The organism is Luteitalea pratensis (genome assembly GCF_001618865.1).
Taxonomy (GTDB): Bacteria; Acidobacteriota; Vicinamibacteria; order Vicinamibacterales; family Vicinamibacteraceae; genus Luteitalea; species Luteitalea pratensis.
Map to the genome: position 1 here is coordinate 4,538,786 of NZ_CP015136.1, position 23,188 is coordinate 4,561,973.

The 23,188-nt window shown below is 66.6% G+C and carries 24 protein-coding genes; 16 read left to right on the plus strand and 8 right to left on the minus strand.

Annotated elements, in window-relative coordinates:
* The first annotated feature begins 439 nt into the window (after positions 1-439).
* From LuPra_RS18745 to LuPra_RS33960, 4 genes are read left to right on the plus strand one after another with little or no spacing between them, the layout of a single operon-like run.
* A complete protein-coding gene (locus LuPra_RS18745) occupies positions 440-1,117 on the plus strand; it encodes a toll/interleukin-1 receptor domain-containing protein (RefSeq protein WP_110172160.1) in 678 nt (225 codons plus the stop codon).
* Positions 1,118-1,131: 14 nt separating this feature from the next.
* Positions 1,132-1,278: a hypothetical protein gene (locus LuPra_RS32045; protein ID WP_157899383.1), complete on the plus strand. Its 147-nt coding sequence runs from the start codon at positions 1,132-1,134 to the stop codon at positions 1,276-1,278.
* Positions 1,279-1,282: 4 nt separating this feature from the next.
* Positions 1,283-1,435 carry a hypothetical protein gene (locus tag LuPra_RS32050; RefSeq protein ID WP_157899384.1) on the plus strand — a complete coding sequence of 51 codons (153 nt, stop codon included), beginning with the start codon at positions 1,283-1,285 and terminating at the stop codon, positions 1,433-1,435.
* Positions 1,432-1,557, plus strand: a complete 126-nt coding sequence (locus LuPra_RS33960) for a hypothetical protein (RefSeq protein ID WP_257724467.1) — start codon at positions 1,432-1,434, stop codon at positions 1,555-1,557. Before LuPra_RS32050 ends, LuPra_RS33960 begins: the two co-directional genes overlap by 4 nt.
* Positions 1,558-1,645: 88 nt before the next feature.
* On the opposite strand, the gene LuPra_RS18750 is transcribed toward LuPra_RS33960, so the two are convergent.
* Together LuPra_RS18750 and LuPra_RS18755 are read right to left on the minus strand one after the other, a co-directional pair.
* Positions 1,646-1,864 carry a DUF4062 domain-containing protein gene (locus LuPra_RS18750; protein WP_110172161.1) on the minus strand — a complete coding sequence of 73 codons (219 nt, stop codon included), beginning with the start codon at positions 1,862-1,864 and terminating at the stop codon, positions 1,646-1,648.
* Between the two features lie 830 nt (positions 1,865-2,694).
* Positions 2,695-3,054, minus strand: coding sequence for a hypothetical protein (locus LuPra_RS18755; RefSeq protein ID WP_110172162.1), 360 nt, complete (start codon positions 3,052-3,054; stop codon positions 2,695-2,697).
* Positions 3,055-3,711: 657 nt separating this feature from the next.
* Here LuPra_RS18755 and LuPra_RS18765 point away from each other — a divergent pair.
* Positions 3,712-4,041 (plus strand): DMT family protein, encoded by a 330-nt coding sequence (locus tag LuPra_RS18765; protein ID WP_110172164.1) that lies wholly within the window; start codon positions 3,712-3,714, stop codon positions 4,039-4,041.
* A gap of 38 nt (positions 4,042-4,079) precedes the next feature.
* Here LuPra_RS18765 and LuPra_RS32055 read toward each other — a convergent pair whose 3' ends face one another.
* On the minus strand, positions 4,080-4,559 hold the full coding sequence (locus LuPra_RS32055; RefSeq protein ID WP_157899385.1) for a DUF3592 domain-containing protein: 480 nt from the start codon (positions 4,557-4,559) through the stop codon (positions 4,080-4,082).
* 350 nt (positions 4,560-4,909) lie between these two features.
* Between LuPra_RS32055 and LuPra_RS18775 the strand changes: the two genes are divergently transcribed.
* Together LuPra_RS18775 and LuPra_RS18780 are read left to right on the plus strand one after the other, a co-directional pair.
* Positions 4,910-6,298, plus strand: coding sequence for a sigma-54-dependent transcriptional regulator (locus tag LuPra_RS18775; protein ID WP_110172166.1), 1,389 nt, complete (start codon positions 4,910-4,912; stop codon positions 6,296-6,298).
* Positions 6,295-6,849 carry a PAS domain-containing protein gene (locus tag LuPra_RS18780; protein ID WP_110172167.1) on the plus strand — a complete coding sequence of 185 codons (555 nt, stop codon included), beginning with the start codon at positions 6,295-6,297 and terminating at the stop codon, positions 6,847-6,849. The genes LuPra_RS18775 and LuPra_RS18780 overlap by 4 nt, the downstream gene beginning before the upstream one ends.
* Before the next feature lie 106 nt (positions 6,850-6,955).
* Here LuPra_RS18780 and LuPra_RS18785 read toward each other — a convergent pair whose 3' ends face one another.
* Both LuPra_RS18785 and LuPra_RS18790 read right to left on the minus strand, forming a co-directional pair.
* Positions 6,956-7,198 carry a CsbD family protein gene (locus tag LuPra_RS18785; RefSeq protein ID WP_110172168.1) on the minus strand — a complete coding sequence of 81 codons (243 nt, stop codon included), beginning with the start codon at positions 7,196-7,198 and terminating at the stop codon, positions 6,956-6,958.
* Complete coding sequence (locus LuPra_RS18790) at positions 7,195-7,947, minus strand: BON domain-containing protein (protein WP_110172169.1); 753 nt, start codon at positions 7,945-7,947, stop codon at positions 7,195-7,197. The genes LuPra_RS18785 and LuPra_RS18790 overlap by 4 nt, the downstream gene beginning before the upstream one ends.
* Positions 7,948-8,195: 248 nt before the next feature.
* On the opposite strand from LuPra_RS18790, the gene LuPra_RS18795 reads away from it, so the two are divergent.
* The 4 genes from LuPra_RS18795 (at position 8,196) to LuPra_RS18810 (ending at position 12,366) form a co-directional block, all read left to right on the plus strand.
* A complete protein-coding gene (locus tag LuPra_RS18795; protein ID WP_110174767.1) occupies positions 8,196-8,792 on the plus strand; it encodes an NAD(P)H-dependent oxidoreductase in 597 nt (198 codons plus the stop codon).
* Entirely contained in the window at positions 8,792-10,693 is a 1,902-nt protein-coding gene (locus LuPra_RS18800) for a monovalent cation:proton antiporter-2 (CPA2) family protein (protein ID WP_110172170.1), read from the plus strand. The genes LuPra_RS18795 and LuPra_RS18800 overlap by 1 nt, the downstream gene beginning before the upstream one ends.
* A gap of 19 nt (positions 10,694-10,712) precedes the next feature.
* Positions 10,713-11,372 carry a hypothetical protein gene (locus LuPra_RS18805; protein ID WP_157899386.1) on the plus strand — a complete coding sequence of 220 codons (660 nt, stop codon included), beginning with the start codon at positions 10,713-10,715 and terminating at the stop codon, positions 11,370-11,372.
* Between the two features lie 157 nt (positions 11,373-11,529).
* A complete protein-coding gene (locus LuPra_RS18810) occupies positions 11,530-12,366 on the plus strand; it encodes a Cof-type HAD-IIB family hydrolase (protein ID WP_110172172.1) in 837 nt (278 codons plus the stop codon).
* Between the two features lie 25 nt (positions 12,367-12,391).
* Here the strand turns inward: LuPra_RS18810 and LuPra_RS18815 are convergent, their stop codons facing one another.
* Positions 12,392-13,093, minus strand: a complete 702-nt coding sequence (locus tag LuPra_RS18815; protein ID WP_157899387.1) for an SRPBCC family protein — start codon at positions 13,091-13,093, stop codon at positions 12,392-12,394.
* A 185-nt stretch (positions 13,094-13,278) separates the two neighbouring features.
* Here LuPra_RS18815 and LuPra_RS18820 point away from each other — a divergent pair, with 185 nt between their 5' ends.
* The 3 genes from LuPra_RS18820 (at position 13,279) to LuPra_RS18830 (ending at position 17,670) form a co-directional block, all read left to right on the plus strand.
* Entirely contained in the window at positions 13,279-13,434 is a 156-nt protein-coding gene (locus tag LuPra_RS18820) for a lmo0937 family membrane protein (RefSeq protein WP_110172174.1), read from the plus strand.
* A 217-nt stretch (positions 13,435-13,651) separates the two neighbouring features.
* Entirely contained in the window at positions 13,652-15,577 is a 1,926-nt protein-coding gene (treZ, locus tag LuPra_RS18825) for a malto-oligosyltrehalose trehalohydrolase (RefSeq protein WP_110172175.1), read from the plus strand.
* Positions 15,574-17,670: an amylo-alpha-1,6-glucosidase gene (locus LuPra_RS18830; RefSeq protein ID WP_110172176.1), complete on the plus strand. Its 2,097-nt coding sequence runs from the start codon at positions 15,574-15,576 to the stop codon at positions 17,668-17,670. The genes treZ and LuPra_RS18830 overlap by 4 nt, the downstream gene beginning before the upstream one ends.
* On the opposite strand, the gene LuPra_RS18835 is transcribed toward LuPra_RS18830, so the two are convergent.
* Positions 17,645-19,039 (minus strand): sigma-54 dependent transcriptional regulator, encoded by a 1,395-nt coding sequence (locus LuPra_RS18835; protein WP_157899388.1) that lies wholly within the window; start codon positions 19,037-19,039, stop codon positions 17,645-17,647. The two genes, LuPra_RS18830 and LuPra_RS18835, sit on opposite strands and share 26 nt — an antisense overlap.
* A gap of 427 nt (positions 19,040-19,466) precedes the next feature.
* Between LuPra_RS18835 and LuPra_RS18840 the strand changes: the two genes are divergently transcribed.
* Complete coding sequence (locus tag LuPra_RS18840) at positions 19,467-20,579, plus strand: CgeB family protein (protein ID WP_110172178.1); 1,113 nt, start codon at positions 19,467-19,469, stop codon at positions 20,577-20,579.
* A gap of 74 nt (positions 20,580-20,653) precedes the next feature.
* Here LuPra_RS18840 and LuPra_RS32060 read toward each other — a convergent pair whose 3' ends face one another.
* Entirely contained in the window at positions 20,654-20,935 is a 282-nt protein-coding gene (locus LuPra_RS32060; protein WP_157899389.1) for a hypothetical protein, read from the minus strand.
* 994 nt (positions 20,936-21,929) lie between these two features.
* Here LuPra_RS32060 and LuPra_RS18850 point away from each other — a divergent pair.
* Complete coding sequence (locus LuPra_RS18850; RefSeq protein WP_157899390.1) at positions 21,930-23,183, plus strand: BamA/TamA family outer membrane protein; 1,254 nt, start codon at positions 21,930-21,932, stop codon at positions 23,181-23,183.
* Positions 23,184-23,188 lie beyond the last annotated feature (5 nt).

The following is a 23,188-nucleotide window of genomic DNA, read 5'->3' on the forward strand; positions in this document are numbered from 1 at the left end:
ACTGCTTACCTGCGACTCCGCTGGCCTTGTGTCGGTTCCTCTACGCGGCCGTCTGCAGCGATGATTTCTGAGACGAGGTCCGTGCAGTGCGTCGGGCCGCTGGGGCCAGCCACCTGCTGGCAGGGCTTCAATGCTATACAAACCCCGAGACGGACTCCTCCGTTTGCCAGTTCAAAGCGGGTTTGCGCCGCCGCGGCGTCTATCGCTTCCCATCCCCCAAGTGGGCGGTCCTCATCAACCCGGCTTCCCCGGGCAGCGGGCGGGCGTCCGTCCCACTGATAGGCTCGATGTTTGGCGTCGGTTCGCTCATTCAGCAACGGGCAGAGCCGACTGGTTGCAGCAGCGGTAGTCAGGCAGTAGGCTAGGCCGTCCCGCGAGCCTCCAGCTCAACTAGACGGCGAAGGGCGGCGCTCGACGTGGAACATGACGGAGTTGGCGTATGGCAATGGCCCCTCGTACCCGCGGTGCTGCGCTTGGAGACCAGGTTCCGCATCTGTTTCTTAGCCACAGTTCCAAGGACAAGACGTGGGTCGCACAACTAGCGGAAGATCTCAATCTGTGCGGCGTCGATGTCTGGTTCGATTCGTGGGAGCTTCGAGTCGGTGATGATCTTCATGAACGCATCGCGGACGCGATCGACAAGTCTCGATTTGTTGGTGTAGTCGTCACGAAGCACTTTAGTGAATCGAAGTGGATTCGCGGAGAAGTTCATCAAGCTCTCTCACGCGAGAAGGCCGGGGACCGCACCGTGGTACTACCCCTCCTCGCGGACGAGGTGAGTGTGCCGCCACTCCTTTCGAGCAAGAAGTTCTTGGATTTTTTCCGCGACTACTTCGGCTCTCTGGCCTATGTCGCTGGGCTGATTCACGATCTGCCGGCAGACGCAGTAGAACGCGCAATGCGATTTCGTGAAACACGTAGTGTTCGTGACTGCATCGATTTGCTCGAAGATGCCGGCTGGGCATCGCGACACGTAGTTGGAACAGCAGACCTGGCCGAGATCGAGCAGGCCGGTGGGGTTCGCAGGGGAGATGTTGTGCACTTCTCACCGCAAATCATGCTCAACTCCGGAAGAATCTCGAAGTCGCTACGACGCTATTTGGAGCGGCTTGTATGATCGATTGGGCGAGTATGATCAAGGCCGAAGACGAGACGGCGAGCTACAACAATCGGATTGCACGGATCGAGGCGTCCGTTGACGTACTGAAGTGGATGGTCGCGACCAACGTCAGCCTGACGCTGCTGGTGCTGGGGAAGCTGTTCCTGACACGGGGGTGAGGCGATGACACCACTTCGCGACCTACTCACCAACGACGACCTGCACGCCGCCGTCCTGCAGCTACGCGCTGACTTGATCAAGCTCCAGGTCGGCACGATGCTCGCGATGACCCTGATCGACATCGCCATCGTCGCTGCACTCAAGGTGTTTGCATGAGCAACCAGATCGACCGCGTGCTGGCCCAACTCCGGTGGATGCTGGGTACCGCGGTTGTGCTGGAGATCATGACTCTCGCCGCGACGTTCGCGGTGCTGTACCGCCTGGCGGAGCGCGAATGACGGGTCTGGACACCCATCCCGCTTGCATGAGGAGCTGGAAGCAGATCCAGGGCCTGACGCACGGGCCAGCGGACTGCGGACTCTCGCCCTACCAGTAGATGCCGCGGGCTTTGGGGACGGTCCGACGCCACACGCCCACAACATAGACAATCCAGAGCAGCGTGAGCCCCATCTTCAGGAGACTGACGGCCAACGGGCCGAACCGTTCCATCACGACCGCCTGCTGTGACAGGCGCAGGATGGTGTCGTCCGCCACCTGCCGGTAGGCCACGAGATCCTGAGCGGTCGACGAGAGGAAGACTTTCATCGTGATGCTGGTCGTTGCTGTCGAGGGAGGAGGCTATTCGACCCCGCTGCCCGGCTGCAAGGAAAGGCGTAGGCCCGTTCAGAAAATGTCTATCGGGCCGTCGTGCGAACACGCGCACCCGCGAGCGCAGGCCGAATGCCGAGTACGGCAGTCACGGACGGGCCGACGCGTGTCTTGGGCGGAAGACTGGGCGCACGTAAACGTGCCTGACGGGCTGGACGCAGGACTACGAGGATTCGGCGATGTTCCGCGATCCGCGAGCAGCATGAGGCCCAGCAGTTCCTGCTCGGTGTCAACGCCGGAAGTCGCGCGCCATCAATCAGTTTAAAGAAACACGCTCAAAGGGTTCGATTCCCTAGCCCGCTCGACCTTCTCTCGTTGTCGCACGGAAGGTGTCTCGCCGTAGCGCTCGAGCGCGAAGGCGGACCGCATCGCCTGAGGCACTGCTTCCCGACACTGGTTTCGCTTTGAAGACACTCAGACCACTACCTGATTCACTGATCGTGGTAGGCATCAGCGCACCTGGCTGCGGCGCCGCTCTCACGGCGTGACATTTGGTGGCGCTTTGCGGTCGATGCAGGCGTTCTGATCGGACTGGCTGGCGGATCTCGCCGATCGTCTATGTCTGCACCGTGGCGAAGGGGACGGAGCGTGAGCGAAAGCATCGCAACGTAACAACGGCTAACCGGACACCGCGATGAACGCGGTGCAACTCGAAAGCCCACCGTTGCCGGACGGCTGGAACGGGCTGCCGTTGAAGCACACGGGGTGCAAGAGTTTCCGCTTCGCGCAGTCCTGCTTCGGCTCGGGTTCGCGCTGACGGCGCCTGTTCATTTCTTCCGGTTGCCCCGGGCGGCCTTGGCACGAGGCCGCCCCTGAGGCCGCGCTTGGGCGCGCTTGGCGACAGCGGGCTTGACACTCTGGACGGCGGCGACGGTGACGTCGCTGAGTGCTGCGGCCGCTGCCCGCGCCTTCGCCCAGCGCCGCTTCACCGCTTCTCGGATTGCCTGTCGCCCCGCCTCGGACATCTGCCGGGCGCGCTTGACTGGAGTCGCAGTGACCGTCTGGCCTCCTCTGGGCGCACCATCGAGGGAGGCCAACAACGCCCTCACCCGCTCGCGCTCGGCGTCGAGTCTTGCCAGTTCCGCCGCCAGCCCCTTCCGTGCGTAGATGTGAATCTCTGGGATCATCCGCTGATTGTAGGCTCCTCTTCGTCCCTTTCTCCCTACAATTTGCACGGCGGGACTCCTGCTGCACATGTTCCTCGGCGGGAAGACCGTGTGTTACAGCACTACGTGATGTCGGTGGTGTTCGACGAGATCAGGAGCGCGACGTGTCTCACGTCCCCGGATTCCTCGGCGGAACCGCATTCGTCCTCGGGGTGGGCCGCCCTCTGGAATGTGCTGCCGCCATCGGCTGGTGACTCGGCAGCGTGATCAGGCCAGGGATGCGAACCCACTACCACGTGCGGCCGACGAGACGACGACGTTCAGTCGCAGCCACCGCCTCCGCCGCCATCGCTCGCTCCTCCACCGTCTCCACAGCCCGCATCCTCGCCGCCCGCGTCTGCGTACAGGAAGGCCGTCTCCGCGCCCCCGTCAGCAGGGCGACGTCGCGGCCGAGGCACGACACCATCGTCTGCATCGCGCAAGCGGTTCCACACGACCACGCCGATCGCTACGAGGACCGGGAGCAGCAGAGGCCACATCGGATCTTCTCCTCAGGGAATTCGCCGTGGCGATCGTACCGTCGGCCTGTGACGACGGCATGACCTCCGCGATCGCCGACAGGATGTGGAGTGCAGCCCCAAAGATGACGCCGGTGGCCAGTACGCCCGACAATGGCGCATGCTCACGGTGCTCCTCCTGGTCATCTCGAACACGTTCATGACGGCCGCGTGGTACGGCCACCTCAAATTTCGCGATGCTCCGCTGGTCACCGTGATCGTGGTCAGCTGGCTGATTGCGTCGGTAGAATACGCCTTCCAGGTCCCCGCCAACCGCATCGGCTACGGCACCTTCTCCGGCTATCAGTTGAAGATCATCCAGGAGGCGATCACGCTGGGAGTGTTTGCCGTCTTCGCCTGGCTCTATCTCGGCGAGACGATGCGCTGGAACCATGCGCTGGCGTGCGTGCTGCTGTTCGGTGCGGTGGCGGCCGCGTTCTGGAAGCCGTAGGAGGCCACTGCCCATGACTGCCACGCCACGCGCCGGCGTTACCGTCCTGACGGTGAGGGGGCGCCCCGCACGCGTGACATCGCGCGCGCGTGCGTCGGGCCGTAGATGGCGATCACGACGCCGAGCACCGCGAGCAGCATCACGGCACCCGTCCAGATGAGCAGGGGCGCGAGCAACTCGATGCGCCGATCGACTCGGGCGCGTGTCGGCCGCTCGGGGTCATAACGGACCCCAACGGTGTCGCCAACTGCATAGGGCGGCTTGCCGTAGTTGCTCACGCTACGGAAACGGATCCGGCTCCCCGAGGGCGTCGAGAACGACACCACCATCCGGAAGCGTTTGGTGACCTTCCAGGCTTCCCGCTCGAACGCTTCGTGTGCCACCACCTGCCCGGTCGCGCGCGCCGCGTGCAGCAGGAAGTAGCGGTCGTTCTCGGTGAGGCGCCAGCCGGCGACCAACAGCCCCAACGACACCAGGACGAGCACCGTGCCCAACACGCTCCGTCCGGCGGACGCCATCCCCGCAGCATAGCAAGTCGCCCTCCAACCCCGGCCGGTGGCCTCCGCCGACGCCCGAGAGACAGCCCGGCGCTGCCTTCGACATTCCCGGCATTCCCGGCATTCCCGGCATTTACGCGTCCCTATCCCCTTGGTACGGTCCCTGCAAAGCTCAGTACACATCTGCGACACCAGTCGCGCCGGAATCACGCAGAATCGCCAGCAATTGCCCGACGTATGCACTCTGAGGCCGCGGACGCCAACCGTGAGTGACTGGAGATTTCCGGCTACACTGTGTTCAAGAATTGAACATTCCATGGCGATCCCTGCCTACGGGGCATGCACCAAACGCTGAGCCCAAGGACTTACGCATGAACCCACGCGATACGATGCCGGCCGCCCGCATCCTGCACGTCGACGACCAGCCCGAGACCCACGAGTGGCTGAAGCTGGCCCTCGAGCGCAAGCAGTACGAGGTCACCGTCGCGACCGACGGCCAGTCCGCGCTCAACTCGTTCACCACGCATCGACCCGACGTCGTCCTGCTCGATCACGAATTGCCCGACCAGAGCGGACTCGAGGTGCTGCGGCATCTCAAGAACGCCGATCCGCTCGTCGAAGTGGTGATGCTGACCGGGCATGGCAGTGTCTCGCTCGCCGTCGAGGCGATGCGCGAAGGCGCCTTCAACTTCGTCGAGAAGCCGGTCGAGTTCGCGGTCCTGGAGGCCGTGCTGGACAAGGCGCTGGCCCATCGGAATCTCCACGCCGAAGCGGCGCGCCTGCGCATGAGCCACGAGCGTCGCGACGGCTTGGGCCGCATGGTGGGGACGTCGCCGGCGATGCGGCGCCTGTTCGACCTGATCACGCTGGTCGCGCCGACCGACGCCTCGGTCCTCATCAGGGGCGAGAACGGCACCGGCAAGGAACTGGTCGCTGACGCAGTCCACGAACGCAGCCCCCGCGCCAACGGGCCGATCATCAAGATCAACTGCGGCGCGATTCCCGGTGAGCTCTTCGAGTCCGAACTCTTCGGGCACAAGCGTGGCGCGTTCACGGGCGCTCTCGCCGACAAGCGTGGCCTGATCGAATCGGCCGATCGCGGCACGCTGCTGCTCGACGAAATCGGCGAAATGCCGGCCAACGCCCAGGTGAAGCTGCTCCGCGTGTTACAGGAGAAGCAGGTGCGCCGGCTCGGCGAGACACGCATGTTCACCCCGGACTTCCGCCTGATTTGCGCCACCAACTCGCGCCTCGAAACGCTGATGGCCGACAACCGGTTCCGCGAGGACCTGTTCTTCCGCATCAACACGGTCGTCCTCGACATCCCGCCCTTGCGCGAGCGGCGCGAGGACATCCCGGTGTTGTCGCAGCTCTTCCTGCAGCGGTACGCGGAGAAATACGAACGCGAAGTCGTGCGCTATCACCCGTCGGTATTGCAGCGCCTGATGAAGCATGTCTGGCGCGGCAACGTGCGCGAACTCGAACACGTCGTCGAGCACGCCGTGATCGTGGCGACGGGTCGCGAGATCCAGTTGCGACACCTGCCGGACACGTTCCGGTCCGGTTCGACCGTCGACGACACCAGCCCGCTCTGCACCCTCGAGGACGTCGAGCGCGCGGCCATCGTCCGCACCCTCGCTTACACGCGGGGCAACAAGCGTGCGGCCGCCGACATCCTGGGCGTGTACCGGCCGACGCTGTACGCCAAGATGCGCAAGTACGGCCTGATGGCGCCCCAGGAAGAGGTGGCCACCGCATGAGTGTCGGCGAACAGATCAGCGCCGATCCCGCATGTCGTCGTGTTCTCGACCAGCTCGTCGCGCTGGTCCGTGTATGGACCCCTGCCGAGGGGGTCATCTACGTCAATCGCGCCTGGCGCGACCTGACCGGGACCACCCTCGAAGACAACCTCGGGGAAGGCTGGCTGCGCGCGGTCCACGCCGAGGACCGCGCCAGACTGCTCCTCGCGTTCGGCAGCACCACCGGCGCGGCGCACGCGGACTACCGCCTGACCACGCACGAGGGGCAGACGGTCGCCGTGCGGGACACGCCGACGCCCTGGGTCGATGAACACAGCGACGGGATCGTCGAGGTCGTCCATACGATCACCACGAAAGACATCGCCAGCGGGAGCGTACAGACGATGTCCAGATGGGCCCATGAGTTGCGTGGCCCGCTGAACGCCATCCTGGGGTGGTCCGACCTGCTCGGCAGTGGCGAGAGCGACCTCGAAGTGATGCAACGCGGGCTGAAGGCGATCGCGAACAATGCACGTCAGCAGGCGCTGATCATCAAACGCATGTCCGACTGACGGCCAGCAGACGAGGACGTAGGCGTCGAGCGTGCTCGACGCTTACGTCGTGCGACCGGCGGTCATTGGCGCCGTTCAGGTCCGCGACAAGGTGGCGTCACCGCGGTCATCCCGGACTGTGCAGGGCGCTGCCTCCCCAGTTCGAATCGGCCCCCTCTTCCCTGTCGATTTCATCGAGCCGACGCTCCACGTCCTGACGCGACATCCCGTACCGTTCCTGGATGTGCCCGACGAACTGGTCACGCTGACCGTCGAACCGATCGAGATCGTCGTCGGCCAGGTCGCCCCAGGTCTCCTTGATGCGTCGGCGAAGCGCCTTCCACTTGGCTTCGGCGGTCGTGCGGTTCATGGCTGGCTCCCGGCACGTACGACCATGTTGTCGATGACGCTCGCAACGCCTTCGGTCTCGCGCGCGATGCGCAGCACGCGATCACGCAGCGCGGCCGACGGCACGTCGCCGCTGATTGTCACGACGTTCTTCTTCACCTTGACGTCGACGTCCACGTCCTCGAGCGCATCGTCGGCGTTGATCTTGCTGGCGATCTTGCTGGTGATCCACGTCTCGTCGATCTTGACCGGCGCGGCGACCACCACGTCCTTCGTCTTGTGAGCCCCGGCGACAACAGCGTCCTTGGTGGCCTCGGCGGCATGCTCGACGGCGTGGCCCGTCTTTTCGAGTGCGTCCTCGGATTTGTCGGCGGTCACCTTGGCGCTGTCCTTCACGTCACCCGCGAGCACCGAGCCCTTGGTCCCCTCGGGCGACGCGCCGGCGACTCGCAGCGTGATCTGGTTGTCGACCTCGGTGACGCCCTTCACGCGCTTCGCCAGCCGTTCGGCGGTCTGGCGTTGAGACGCGTTGGCGACCTGGCCCTCGAGGATCACGCGCGATCCGTCCATGCGGGCATCGATATCGGTGTCGGCCAGTTCCTTGCTGGTCGCCCAGAGTTCCTCGATCCGATCCGCGAGAGTACCGGACATCGCGGCGGCCAATTGCGGCACAGCCGCTGCGGTGATGGTGCCGGTAGCCTGCGCTGGCGTGCCGGCGATCATGGCGGCCCCGAGCACGAGGCCGAGGCACGGAATGAAGTTCCGACTCATCAGCTTCTCCTTTCCCCTGCCGAGCGATTGCCCGGCATTCAATGGGTGGAGAGAGAGCAAGCGACGGTCCAATCGTGTGGCAACCGCAGTCGCCGAGAAGTGGCGTCATTGCCACAGTTTTCGACGTCTATGCGTTCAGTCGACTCGCCGGGCCGCTGTGGAACCTCGACGACATTGCTGCCACTGTCCTCGATCGCTGCATCTCGTCGAACCTCAGCGGCACAGCCCGGCGCTATCATTCCCCCTCCATGCCCCGCGTGCTGGTGCTGTTTGCGCACCCCGCCTTCGAGAAGTCACGCATCAACCGTCGCCTCCTCGAGGCGGTCCGCGATCTCGAAGGCATCACGATTCACGATCTGTACGAGGCCTACCCGGACTTCCTGATCGACGTTCCCGCCGAACAACGCCGGCTCGTCGCGCACGACGTGATCGTCCTGCAGCATCCGTTCTACTGGTACAGCGCCCCCGCGCTCGTGAAGGAGTACCTCGACCTCGTGCTCGAGCACGGCTTCGCCTATGGATCGACAGGCCGTGCCCTCGAAGGCAAGGTGTTCGTCAACGCGACAACCACCGGCGGACCCGAGGCGGCCTACCAGGTTGGCGGGCGAAACCGCTTCACGATGCGTCAGTTGCTGGCGCCGTTCGACCAGACCGCGGTCCTGTGTCGCATGGCCTACCTCGCGCCCTTCGTGGTACACGGCACACACACGGTGGATGCCGACACGGGCTTCGGGCCCGCGCAGCGGCAGTACCGGACCCTGCTCGCGCAGTTGCGCGACGGCACGCTCGACCTCGCACGCGCCGCCGCCGTGGACCGCGTGAACGATGTCCTGGGGGAGGCGTGATGCACGACAACGTCCTGCTGCAGGCCTTCGTCTATCTCGCCGCCGCGGTCGCTGCCGTGCCGATCGCGCGGCGACTCGGCATGGGCGCCGTCCTCGGCTACCTGCTCGCCGGCATCGTCATCGGACCATTCGGCCTGCGTCTCGTCGCGGAGAGCCGCGAGGACGTCCTGCATGCCGCAGAGTTCGGCGTGGTGATGATGCTGTTCCTCATCGGCCTCGAACTCCGACCCTCCATGCTGTGGCGCATGCGTGTGGCCGTCCTGGGTCTCGGCGGCGCGCAGATCGTCGGCACTGCCCTGCTGGCTGCGCTCGTCGGGATTGCCGCCGGCAGCGCCTGGAAACCCGCACTGGCGGTCGGCTTCATCATTGCGATGTCCTCGACCGCGATCGTGCTCCAGAGCCTAGCGGAAGCCGGTCGACTGCGAACCGACGCCGGGCAGCGCATCTTCTCGATCCTCCTGGCACAGGACATCTCGGTCATCCCGATCCTGGCCGTGCTGCCGTTGCTCGCGACACTGCACGTGGGGGCAGGCAGCGAAGCCCACGGCGTCGCCACGCTACCCGGCTGGCAACAGGCGTTCGTCGTGCTGGCGGCAGTCGCGGCGATCGTCGGCGGCGGTCGCTTCCTGTTGCGTCCCGTCTTTCGCGCCATCGCCAGGACGAAGCTGCGGGAGGTGTTCACCGCGACCGCATTGCTGCTCGTCGTCGGTATCGCCCTGCTGATGCAGGCAGTAGGACTCAGTCCGGCGCTCGGCACCTTCCTGGCCGGCGTCGTATTGGCCGACAGCGAATACCGCCACGAACTCGAGGGCGACATCGAACCCTTCAAGGGCCTGCTGCTCGGCCTGTTCTTCATCTCTGTCGGTGCGGGCATCGACTTCCGCCTCGTGGCGCATGCACCGGCAGCAATCCTCGGCCTGGTCGTCGGCATCATGGCGCTGAAGGCGCTCGTGCTGTACGGGGTGGCGCGGTTGTTCCGCGCAACCACAGCTGACGCCATGTTCGTCGCCGCGGCCCTGTGTCAGGTCGGCGAGTTCGCCTTCGTCCTGCTGGCATTGGCGCGAGGGAGCGGCGTACTGGGCGACGCCGAGGCCGGTCGTCTCGTCGCGGCGGTCGCGCTCTCGATGCTCGCGACGCCGTTGCTGCTGCTGGCCCAGTCGCGACTCGTGGAGCCGCGATTCGCCGTGCCGGCTGTCGAGCGCGGCGCGGATGCGATTCCCGACGAGGACACGCCGGTCATCGTCGCCGGGTTCGGGCGTGTCGGCAGCACCATCGGGCGATTGCTGCGCGCCAGCGGAGTCGGCACCACGGTGCTCGACCTGGACGGCGACCAGATCGAACTCCTGCGCCGCATGGGCCTCGAGGCCTACTACGGCGATGCAACGCGGCTGGAACTGTTGACTGCGGCCGGAGCGGCCAATGCGAGGGTGCTGGTGCTGGCGGTCGATGACTTCATCGTGACCGAACGGCTGATCGCGGTCGCGCGTCGGCACTTCCCGCACCTCCAGTTGATCGTGCGCGTACCCGATCGACCGGAAGCGTACACACTGCTGCGCGACGGCATCTCCGAGGTGTTCCGCGAGACGACTGGCACGGCGTGCGACATGGGATTCGCGACGCTGCGTGCGCTCGGCCATCGCGCATTCCAGGCACGCCGCGCCGTGCAGGCCTTCCGGGCGCATGACGAGCAGGGAGTGCGAGTGCTCGCAGGTAAGTGGGGCGACGACACGTCGTACATGTCCGAGGCTCGTGCAAGAATCGCCGAAACCGAACAGTTGCTCGCGGCGCTGTCCTTCGTGGATCACCACTTCGATCTTGCGTGGGACAACACGACGTTGCGTGAGGAAGCCCAGGGCCGGTCACCGTCGGGGCACACCGCCGGACCGGAGGGAACGGATTGATCGAACGAGGAGCATGCCGATGTTCTACGCCTGGATGTTGCTGACACTGCTGGTGACGACGGGAACGCAGGATGCGCCGAAGGGACAGTTTCCGGACGGCTGGACCGTCCGGCTGGATGACGCCGCGGGACATGCCGGCCATGGCGCCGCGCCGGCCGGCGGACCATCGACCAGGGACATCTCGTTCGTCACGATGAAACCGGGGTGGCACATCACGACCGGTCCTTCAGCGATCCTCTACCAGCCGACGCAGAAAGCCTCCGGCGCGTACACCCTCAAGTCCGAGATCTTCCTGTTCGATCCGGGCGAACGACTGGAAGCGTTCGGCGTCCTGCTCGGTGGACGCAACCTCGACGGTCCCGACCAGTCCTATACCTACTTCGTCATCCGGCGCACCGGCGAGTTCCTGGTTCGGCGACGCACTGGTGCGACCACCATCAACGTCAAGGAATGGACGGCACACCAGGCGATCAAGAAGTACGAGGACCGTGCGGCCGGCAAGTCGTCGGTGCTCAACGTGCTCGAGGTGAAGGTCGCAGCCGATACCACTGCATTCATGGTGAACGGCACCGAGGTCGCACGCGTGGCCACCAAGGACGTCGACACCGACGGCATCGTCGGCCTGCGCGTGAACCACCAGCTCAACCTGCACGTGAGCGCCCTCGACATCGTCAAGTAGGCTCATCTCGAGAGTCGGGAGTCGGGAGTCGGCCGTCGGCGGTCGGCCTTCGGCCTTGGCATGGCCTGAGACTTGAGACCTGGGACACGAGGGTGCTTTCAGCCTTCAGCGCCCGACGTTCGGCGTTCGTCCCAGTCCCCCCTTATCATGGGGTGTGATGTCGTTCCGCCCGGATTTCCCCTATCGGCTCGCCGCGATCGACATCGACGACACGCTGGTGGGTCCGGACAAGCAGATCAGCCCTCAAAACCGTGCGGCCATCGATCGGTTGCAGGCAGCGGGTTGCCGCGTCGTGCTGGCCTCCGGCCGCGAGCACCACAGCATGGCCATCTACCAGAAGCGACTCGGCCTGGACGACTTCGTCGTGGCCAACCAGGGCGCACTGGTCGTCCATCCCGCCAGCGGCCGTCAGCTGTGGCGGCGCCCGGTCGAGCCCGAGCTCGCCGCCCGCCTGCTGGCACGTGGCCGTGCCGAGGGCTTCGATGTCCTGCTGGCCACCGACGAAGGCTTCGTCGCCAGCCCGACCAGCCCGTGGGTCGTGCACGACTATGCCCAGCGCGACGGCACCTTGCGCGTGCACGCGCGCGATCTCGATGACGAGGTCATACGCGCGCCACTCAAGGTGTTGTGGTACGGGCAGACAGCCGAGGTGCACGCGTTCAACCGGGTGATGACCGACGAACTCGCCGAGACCGCGGAAGTGGTCGTCACCACCGCACACCTGCTCGAATTCAATGCACCCGACGCCACGAAGGCCGCCGGCGTGGCCGCGGTCGCCGGCCATTACGGCATCCCACGCGCTGAGGTTGTCGCCTTCGGCGACAGCCACAACGACGTGTCGATGCTGCGCTGGGCCGGCCTGGGGGTCGCGATGCCCCACGCCCTGCCGGAAGCACAGGCGGCCGCCGATTTCATCGCGCCTGACGCGGATCCCGAGTACGCGCTCGCCGTCGTCATCGATCTGCTGCTCGCCGGCGATCACGTCCAGCGCTGATCGCGAACCGCGCCAGCCCATCACGTCAGAGGGCCTGGTGCTCCATCACCAGCGACGTTGCGTCAGCCGCATCATCGCGGCGTTCGAGCAGGCCGCGTAACCGCTGGAGATCCTCGCGCACCTGGGCCTGTGGATCCTGGCCGAGCAGTGCCGCCACCTTGCGTCCGACGCTGCCGCCCGGGGGCGAATACTGGAAATGCACGGCGATCTGCGTCTGGCCCGACCCGATCGGGCGGAAGATGACGCTGCCGGCGCTGACGATGTCGGCCGGCGTCGTGCTCTTCCACGAGAGCAGCGCATTGGGTTCGTCGCTCAGGATTTCGGCGTCCCATTCGAGGCGCAGGTTGCCCGGTCCGCGCACCACCCAGTGCGATCGATACGCGTCAATCACGTCCACCCGCTCGACGTGGCGGAGGAAGCGCGCGAGATTACCGAGATCACGCCAGAAGCGATACACCTCGCCCACCGGACGGCCGATCATGACGCTCTCGCGCACGTGGATGCCCGCGGCCCCGCCAAGCCAGCGCTTCGTGTCGGTGCGGGCGGCCTCGTCACCGAGCAGCGCCAGTTTCACAGGGCAGTGACCAGTCACGCCTCGTGCGAGCAGGCTCGCGCCGAGCGCGTGGCGGGCGCCCCGCATGCGCGGCTGCCGAGAGGCCAGGTACAGCAGGCCCGCGCCCGCCGCTACCGATCCGATTCGCTCCCATCGTCCCAGGTTCGTATGCACGTCGCGAACTCCTCTCACGTGGACCGACGCCCTGCCGTCGAGCCATGCCAGGGCGCCTCCATGGACACGCACCCGTGACGAGTGCGCCACCTCCCGTCCATGCAAGAACGCGTGCAGGTCCGGAGCGACGGCTGGACGTCACGCGGAATGTCCCTTGCATCGGGTGACCTGACAGGAGGAAAACCATGCTCTGGACTTTGGCGTTGATCCTGTTCGTGCTGTGGCTGATCGGAACGGTGAGTGCGTACACGATGGGCGGCCTGATTCACGCGCTGCTCGTGCTCGCGCTCATTCTGGTCGTACTGAATCTGTTCACTGGCACCCGTCGCACCGCACTCTAGCCGGGCGGGGGCCTTCAGCCGGCTTCGGCGCCGCGCCCTTCGGCGCAGGCATCCGCGATTGCTGAGGGCTCCCGCCGCGGGCCGGTTGTGTCTGCGATTGAGACTACCTGCCGCGCTGCCCTACAGGCGTGCTCGAGTTCACGGGCAACCGCTGTGACGAAATCCATCGACCCGGCAAGCTGGCACCTCAGGCACGGCCCTTGCCAAACCGGCAGCCATGGTCGAGTCCTCTCGCCTCCAGGAACCCGCCGGCCGCCTCCACCGCGCCTCCAGCGCCCCGGTCGCCGCCGCGCGACGGCTCCCCATCGGCGCGGACGTCGTTGCACGGTCTTGCGTGCACGTGCGCGTCTGGGCGCCCGCGCACGCAAGTGTGTCGGTGCGGCTGGACGCCCACGACTGGCAGCTGCGCGCCGAACCGGGCGGCTACTTTTCGGCCGAAGTGCCTGGCCACGCAGGTAGCCGGTACGGCTTCCTGCTCGGGAATGACGCCACGGTGTATCCCGACCCGGCCTCGCGGTCGCAGCCGCAGGGTCCTCACGGCCTGTCGGAAGTCATCGATCCCGCCTCGTATGCGTGGCGTGACGATGACTGGGCCGGACTCACCCGTGACCCGATCCTGTACGAGTTGCACGTCGGCACCTTCACGCCGGAAGGCACGTATGCGGCCGCCGAGGCGCACCTGGACGACCTCGCGGCTCTCGGGATCACGGTCCTCCAGGTCATGCCGGTGGCAGAATTCCCGGGCACGTTCGGGTGGGGATACGACGGTGTCGGCCTGTTCGCGCCATCGCACCTCTATGGACGCCCGGACGACCTGCGCCACTTCGTCGACCGGGCGCACGCCGCCGGTCTCGCGGTGATCCTCGATGTCGTCTACAACCACGTCGGACCGGACGGCAACTACCTGCGCGTCTTCGCACGCGACTACTTCACCGACCGCTACGACAACGAATGGGGCGACGCACTGAACTTCGACGGCCCCGCCTCCGAACCGGTACGTGAATGGGTCCTCAGCAACGTCGCGTACTGGGTGCGTGAATTCCACGTCGACGGGTTCCGTCTGGATGCCACGCAACAGATCTTCGATGCGTCGCCAGAGCATCTCGTCGCCGCAATCGCGCGAACCGCGCGCGAGGCCGCTGGTGGCAGGCGCGTGCTCGTCACGGCCGAGAACGAACCGCAGCATGCGCGTTTCGTGCAGCCGCGCGAGGTGGGCGGCTACGGACTCGATGCGATGTACAACGAGGACTTCCACCACTCCACGCGCATGACCCTCGTCGGGACACACGAGGCCTACTTCACGGACTATCGCGGCGTCGCCAGCGAATGGCTCGCGTGCGCTCGGTGGGGCGTGCTCTTCCAGGGGCAGCACTACTCGTGGCAGAAGGCGCCACGGGGCACGCCGGGCCTCCGCCTTCCACGCAGCACCTGCGTGCACTTCCTCGAGAATCACGACCAGGTCGCCAATACGGACCGCGGGCGGCGGCTCGTCGATCTCGCTCGTCCCGCCGATCTGCGGGCCATGACGGCGCTGCTGCTGTTGTTGCCCGCGATGCCGATGCTGTTCCAGGGCCAGGAGTTCGGGTCGCGTCGGCCGTTCGTCTATTTCGCCGACCACCAGGCGCCACTCCGTGACCACGTGGCGAAGGGACGCCGGGAATTCCTCGATCAGTTCGAGCGCCTGAGAGATCCGGCCGTGGCTGCCGCGCGCGCGGCGCCGCACGAGGCCGCGTCGTTCCGGCAGTGCCAGCTGCATCGCGATCCGCATGATGCGGATCAGGCGGCGTGGCGTGCGCTGCACCGCGATCTGCTCGGCCTGCGATGTGACCGTCCCCGCTGCAACGGCGCGCATGTCCTGGACGGCGCTGCCCCGGATGCCACGCTGCTCCTGCTCCGCTACTTTGGCGACAACGATGCCGACTGGCTGTTGCTGTTCAATGCCGGCGCGGATCGTGATGTCGCGTCACTCTCCGAGCCGCTCATCGCGCCGCCTGCGGGTCGCACCTGGCAACCGCGGTGGTCGAGCGAAGCATTCATGTATGGCGGACAGGGCGAGATGTCCTGGTCGCCGGGCCGGTGGCCGGTGTCGGGCCACGCACTGGTCGTGATGCAGGCCGCGCATACCGAGGACGACCCTGCATGACGACTTCCATCCACGCTCCCGACCTGCTGTCCGAACTGGTGCCGCTCGTGCGGCGGGTTCCGTTCGTCGCTGGCGAGACGCCCACGCTCGAAGAACACGGCAGCCGTGAGTGGCTCGTCACCAACGGGCTCGGCGGTTACGCGTCCGGTACCGTCACCGGTGCGCTGACGCGCCGCTTCCACGGCCTGCTCGTCGCGGCGCTGCCGTCGCCGCTCGGGCGCCAGATGCTGCTCACGCATCTCGAGGAGCGCCTCACGTTTCGTGATGGGCATCGCGAGTGGCTCGGCCTGCACGGCACGACCGGTCAACTCGCGCAGGCCGAAGCAGGCCGCTACCTGGAGGAGTTCCGGCTCGAGGCGGGATTGCCGGTCTGGCGCTACGTCGTCAACGGTGCCGTCATCGAGAAGTCGCTGCTGATGCCACACGGGCAGAACACCGTCCACGTGACCTATCGACTGCTGGATGGCGCGAGGCGCGTGCGCCTCTCGCTTCGCCCCATCGTCGGCTTCCGGCCGCACGAAGCGCCCGTCGACCGCTCCCCCGTCGACGGTTACACCGTCAGCGTCCGCGGCCAGCGCATCGAGGTCGCGGCCGACGAACAGCGGCCCGCGTTGCGCCTGGTGCTGCACGCGCCGACAGGCGGGTTCTCGCTCGACGACCAGGCGATCCACGACGTGCGCTACCTGGTCGAGGAACGCCGTGGGTACGACTTCGCCGGGCCGCTCTGGAGCCCCGGCCGCTTTCGCACCGATCTCCTGCAGGGCACGCCCGTCACGGTGATCGCATCGGCCGAGTCCTGGGACATGCTGTCTGCCGTGAACCCCGAGGGTGCCCGCGCGATGGAGCGCGCCCGCAGGGCACGCCTGCTCTGCATGGCGCGTCCAGCCGTACGGAGCGGAGTCGGCGCCGAACTCGTCCTCGCGGCCGATCAGTTCCTCATGACGCCGATCTCGCGCACGCACGACCAGGTCCGCGCCGAGGCCAGCGGCGGCCACGCGCGGTCGGTGATCGCCGGTTATCACTGGTTCACCGACTGGGGACGCGACACGATGATCTCCCTCGAAGGGCTGACGCTGTGCACCGGCCGCGTGGACGAGGCACGCGATATCCTGCGTACGTTCGCCTACCACGTGCGTGACGGCCTGATTCCGAACATGTTCCCAGAGGGTGGGCAGGAAGGGCTGTACCACACCGCCGATGCGACCCTCTGGTTCTTCCACGCCGTCGATCGGTACCACCGGTACACGCACGACGACCTGCTGCTGCGTGAACTCCTGCCGACGCTGCGGCGGATCGTGGACGCGCATCGCGAGGGCACGCGCTTCGGGATCGGCGTGGACCCGGCCGATGGCCTGCTGCGGCAGGGCGCGGAGGGCTACCAGCTCACGTGGATGGATGCCAAGGTCGACGGATGGGTGGTCACGCCGCGTCGCGGCAAGGCGGTCGAGATCAACGCGCTCTGGTACAACGCCGTGTCATTGCTCGCGGGATGGCTCCGGGGCGGCGACCATGACGCCGACGCGGACGGCCTCGCCGAGTACGCCGCGCAGGTCCGGGCGACGTTCAACGCGCGCTTCTGGAACGACGGCAGCGGCTGCCTGTTCGACGTCGTGGACGGCGAATCAGGAGACGACCCGGCCTGCCGCCCGAACCAGGTCTTCGCCATGAGCCTTCGGCATCCCGTGCTCGAGCCCCAGCACTGGGACGCCGTCCTCGAGACGGTCCGTCGCGAACTGCTGACGCCCGTGGGCCTGAGGTCACTCTCGCCTGCGCATCCCGACTACAAGCGACAGTACTTCGGCGACTTGCGTACGCGCGACGCGGCGTATCACCAGGGGACCGTGTGGAGCTGGCTGATCGGCCCCTTCATCGATGCGTGGCTGGCGCGCCATCCGGACGACGCGGAGGGTGCCCGCCGCTTCGTCGCGCCGGCGCTGGCCCACCTCGATCAGGGCTGCGTGGGATCGGTGAGCGAAGTGTTCGACGCCGAAGCACCGTACGCGCCGCGCGGGTGCATCGCCCAGGCGTGGGGCGTGGCCGAGTGGCTGCGCGCGTGGGACCGGACGGCTACTCCTCCGCGTCCGTCGCGGTGATCGGCTCGGCGTGCCACAGGCCGTATCGCCGCAGCTTGTTGTAGAGGGTCGGGCGGTGGATGCCGAGCATCGCCGCGGCGGCCCGCTTGTTGCCGCGCGTGCGCTCGAGCGTCTGCACGATTGCCAGTCGCTCGATCTCCTCCAGGGACTGCCCGATCGGCATCGACCCGTGGCGCGACACCGTCATCGGGTGACGCACCGTATCCGGCAGGTCGTCGAGGCGGATGTCGGAGCCGATGCACAGGATGACCGCGCGCTCGATCACGTGTTCGAGCTCGCGCACGTTGCCCGGCCATGGATGCCGCTCGAGTGCTCGCAGCGCCTGCGGTTCGATCCCGCTCACGTGCCGGCGATGCCGTTCGGCGAACTGCCCGATGAACCGCACCACCAGCAACGCAAGGTCGCCCTCGCGCTCGCGGAGCGGAGGCAGATCGATCACGATCGTGTTGAGGCGGAAGAAGAGGTCCTCGCGCAAGGCGCCGCTCCTCACCGCCTCGTCGGGATCGACGTTGGTCGCGCAGAGCACGCGCACATCCGCCCGCTGGCTCGTGGTGCTGCCGACCGGCCTGAACTCGCGCTCCTGCAACACCCGCAGCAGCTTCACCTGCAGCGCCAGGGGCATTTCCGCGATCTCGTCGAACAGGACCGTGCCGCCCTGGGCGATCTCGAGCAGACCCTTCTTGTCGGCCATCGCGCCGGTGAAGGCGCCGCGCCGATGACCGAACAGCTCGGATTCGAGCAGTTCGGCGGGAATGGCTGCGCAATTCAATCGGATGAAGGGATGCGAGCCACGCAAGCTGTGCTCGTGCACCGCCGAGGCCATCAGTTCCTTGCCGGTGCCGTTCTCCCCGACGATGAGCACGTTGGCATCGGTCGGCGCCGCCGCCCGCGCCAGGCGAAATGCGTCACGCATGCCTGCCGACCGTGAGACCAGCGAGCCGAAGGTCTCGGCGCCAGGCTCGAGTTCAGCTCGGCTCGCCTCGTCCACCGACGCGGCACGCCGCGCCAGAGCGCGACGCAAGTGCTCTATCAACGACCCGGGGTCGACCGGTTTCTCCAGCAGCGTGAACGCACCCTCGCCAAGGATCTCGACCGCAAGCGACACCGTCGCATGCCTGGTGACAACCAGCACGGGGGCGTGGCCCAGGTCGTCATGGCAACGACGCAACCAGTCGAGTCCGGACTCGTCTGGCAGGACCAGCTCGAGTAGCACCGCGTGAGGACGCCACAACCGCAACTGGATCTCCCCGCCGGCGCCCTCTCGCACCAGTCGCAAGGCGTACCCCTGCGCTTCAAGGGCCGCCACCACGACGTCGTCTTCGGGTAGCTCCGGGTCGACCACGAGCACCCGTGTGAGCGGTCGCGTCACGATGGATCGTGCCTCGTCACGGACGCCGACCCCGCAGACCCACAAGGGGATGCCGCGCCGCAACAGGGGCCGTCCCGATACGTCGGGGTTCCACGGCGCACGCCCGCCGTTTCGCGGTCAGCCGATATCGCTCGTCCACGACGATCGCTCTTGCAAGCGATGTACCGCGCCGCAACGCACGACAGCAGGTGGTTTGCCGGGCTGTACGCGTCTCCGACACCGCGTTGTCTATTGCGACGACTGCACGGGACTGCGGCAGGAGGTCCGCATCCCGCCCGGGCCGCGAACGACTCACGACCGGCTGACGGTTCTTCAAGGGAATCATCGAACCCATGGCGGCTCCAGCGGCCGGCGATGCACGGAACGTCAGTTGCAGAGCGGCCGGTGGTCATCGAACCGCTCGTGCCATGCCCACAGGAGCCCTTGCATGCTGACGCATCGTCATGTCGTCGTGATTGGCCTGTCCATCAGTTCGTCGTGGGGCAATGGCCACGCAACGACGTACCGGAGCCTCCTGGGTGCGCTGGCGCGGCGTGGGCATGACGTCCTGTTCCTCGAGCGCGACGTGCCGTGGTACGCGGCGCACCGCGACCTCCGCGACTGGGACAGCGTGCGCGTCGCGTTCTACGACTCGCTCGACGACCTCGGACGCCAGTATCGTTCCGCGATCCAGGCAGCCGATGTCGTCATCGTCGGGTCATTCGTGCCGGAAGGTGCGGCGGTGCTGGACTGGGTGCGCCGCAATGCGAACGGAGTGCTGATGTTCTACGACATCGACACGCCGACCACGCTGTCGCGGCTCGAGGCGGACCAGTCGTGCGAGTACGTCCGTCGTGACCAGCTCGGGCTGGTCGACACGGTGCTGTCCTTCGCCGCCGGTACCGCGCTCGATCGACTGACGTCTCTCGGGGCACGCCGCGCGCACGCGCTCTGCTGCTCGGTTGACCCCTGTGTGCACCTGCCCGTCAACGAACCGACGCGTTGGGACCTCGGCTACCTGGGGACCTATGCCGCCGATCGGCAGGCGGCGGTCGAGCGGCTCCTGTTGGGCGTGGCGAGGCAACGCGTGACCGGGCGCTTCGCGGTGGCCGGCCCGATGTATCCCGACACTATCGACTGGCCTGCGAACGTCGACCGCGTGGATCACCTGCCGCCGCTCGCACACGCGGCCTTCTTTTGCGGGCAGCGGTTCACGCTCAATCTCACGCGCGCCGACATGCGTCGTCTCGGCCACTCGCCGAGCGTGCGGCTGTTCGAGGCGGCGGCCTGCGGCGCCGCCATCATCAGCGATGCATGGGATGGGCTGGAGGACTTCTTCGAGCCATACGTCGAAATCCTGCCGGCCTCGAGCGCGGCCGACGTCCTGCAGTACCTCGACATCTCAGACGCCGAACGACGCACGATCGGCCAGCGGGCGCGTGACCGCGTGCTCTCGGCCCACACGTCGGAACATCGTGCAGTGGAACTCGAAGCGTACGTCGCCGAGGCAATGGGCCTGCATGACCTGGCGCGCGCACGGATGGCGGCAAGCCCGGAATGATCCCCAGCGACCGGACGCCGGGCTGAGACAGCCCGGCGCGACCAGACACACGTCAACGTGCCTCGGGGCCCACTTCAGGCCTCCAGTTCCTCTTCTTCCTCCTCCTCTTCCTCGTCGTCTTCGTCGTCCTCGTCCTCATCGAGGATCTCGAGGTCGTCCTCGTCGAGTTCGTCCTCGTCGTCGTCCTCGTCGTCCTCGTCGTCCTCGAGGTCATCGTCCTCGTCCAGCTCATCTTCGCCATCGTCGGCCGCCTGCACATGCAGGGCAGCTGGCGAGATATCGACGGAGAGCGGGGCACTCGAATCGGCATATCCCAGGAAATCGAGTGGAATCAGGGGGAGGGTGATGTCGGCCATGGCGTACTCCTCGTGGATGGTGATGGTCGTGCACGGGGCCCATCGGGTTGCGCGCCCGTCTGCGGGACGCCGCTCCACGAGGCCGCTCATCGTGCCCCCCTGCAAGGACGCTGCCCTCCGGCGAGAGCAGCGGAATCGTGCGTCACGTGGCCGGCCCGACATCGCTGGAACCCGCGGATCCCCGCGAGCCTGTCGCGAACACGACACGGCCGGTCACGTGGTCGAAGGGAAGCACGCGACCGGCACTCTGTCTTGGATTGCAACGCCACGGTTGCACAGGAAACACCAGCGAATGCACGTCCAGTAACGATGGTGAGCAGACCTACTCATATCCCAGGAAACGACAACGGCCCGACGCGTCAGTCGCGTCGGGCCGCAAATGAATGGCTCCTTCCCGTTGGTTTCGAACGGTCAGGGTCTTGCTGACGGCAGGTGCCACTGGCATCGGCAGCGGCCGTGAGGCTTCGGGCCTCGTTGTCGCGGCATCCGTGGTCAGCGCGACCTGCAGGCCGTGGGCGTCCTGTTCGGTGGAGTGTCCTGGTCCATGTGCTCCTCGCGGAGGTTGAGTTGTGGCCACCGACCCCGGTCCGTCGCCGGCGCGCCGGATCTCGTGCTCGGCAGCTGCCGATGGGTCTGGGCCCATGTGACGATGGCTACGCGAACGACCGGACCGTCGTGACGGTTGGCATGACCGATGTCATTGCTGACGCCTGCCATGCCGTTGGTGGAAAGGTGGATCTCCTTCAGCCATGTTCTCTGCTTTCTCCGGGGAGTCGGCGAAACGAATGAACCGTGCTGTCAAGGCTCACGCTACGCCCCGCCCCGCTGGTCTGCAAGGTGGATCGCATCAAGGGATGTACATATCGATCTTTGTCGCCAGGGCCCTGGTTTTTGCGCGAAATACGAGCGCCGAATAGGCAGCCCAGCGCGGTTCTGCTCTAATGGGGCATTCATGTCGGACCGGACATCCAGTTCGCCACGATCCGCGCTCCCTGTGACCGGTGCGGGACGTGGCCGGGGCCGGAGGGCTGCACGCCTGGCTCTCCTGCTGACTACCCTGTTCGCGGGCACCAGTCGCCAGGCTGCGGCACAGGAGGCCGAGCCGACGAGGGCGGCGGAGGCCGAAGCGGTGCGGCGCGCCAAGGCCGAGGCCCTTGCCGACGCGCCTCCACCCAACAAGGTCGAGCGGGCGTTCGGTTTCGTCGAGAGCTCGCGGCTGCTTTCGCGCATCTTCAATCCGCCTCGCGGCTGGTTCGCGCAAATCGGCGGCGTCGGGGAAGGCAACGGGTTCACCCTCGGCGGAGGCTATCGGCAGCCGACACCGGCTGGCGTCCTCACGCTGCGCGGCCTCGGATCGATCCGCAGGTCTCACTTGTTCGAGGTGGAGTTGACACGCGCCTTCCTGCCAAGGGAGGCCGGGTTCGTGACGGGCAGGGTCCAGCGCCGTCACGAGGCGGCGCAGCGGTTCTACGGCCAGGGGCCCGACTCTGAGTTCGACGACAAGACCAGCTTCGGCTTGTCCGCCACTCTGGTAGACGCGACGGCGGGCGTGCACGTGACGCGCTGGCTCACCGGGTCGGCCGGCGTCGGCTACGCCAATCCCGACATCAAGGAGTCGTCCGAATCGAGCAGCGTGCCACCCACGCAGGGCGCATATGACGACCTGAGCGCGCCGGGACTCTTCTTCCAGCCCGAGTACGTCACCTCGCACGTCGAGGTCGCCATCGACACACGCAATGCCGGCAATCCGCGACGCGGTGGCTTGTACCAGGCGCAGTTGCGGCGGTTCGACGATCGTGAAGGCGGAGCCTACAGCTTCGCTGACATGCGCATCGAGTTGCAGCATTACATCCCGTTCTGGAACCTGAGTCGCGTGCTGGCGCTGCGCGCCCTCGCGCAACACGCCGACGGGCTGGGACAGGCGCAGGTGCCCTTCTACGTGATGCCGACGCTCGGCGGCGCGCGCACGCTGCGCGGCTACGAGCGGCAGCGATTCCGCGACCGCAGCCTGCTGCTGTTGTCGGCTGAGTACCGCTACGAAGTGAACCCGTTCCTGATGACGGCCGTCTTCTACGATGCGGGCCAGGTCGCCCCCGACTGGAGCGACTTCGCGCTGAAGGACATGCGCGACAACTACGGCTTCGGGCTCCGGTTCGGTTCCAGCAATGCCGTGGCATTCCGTGCTGATCTGGCCTTCGGTGGCGAGGACTCGGTTCGCTTCATCTTCGGATTCGCCTCGAGCTTCTGACATTG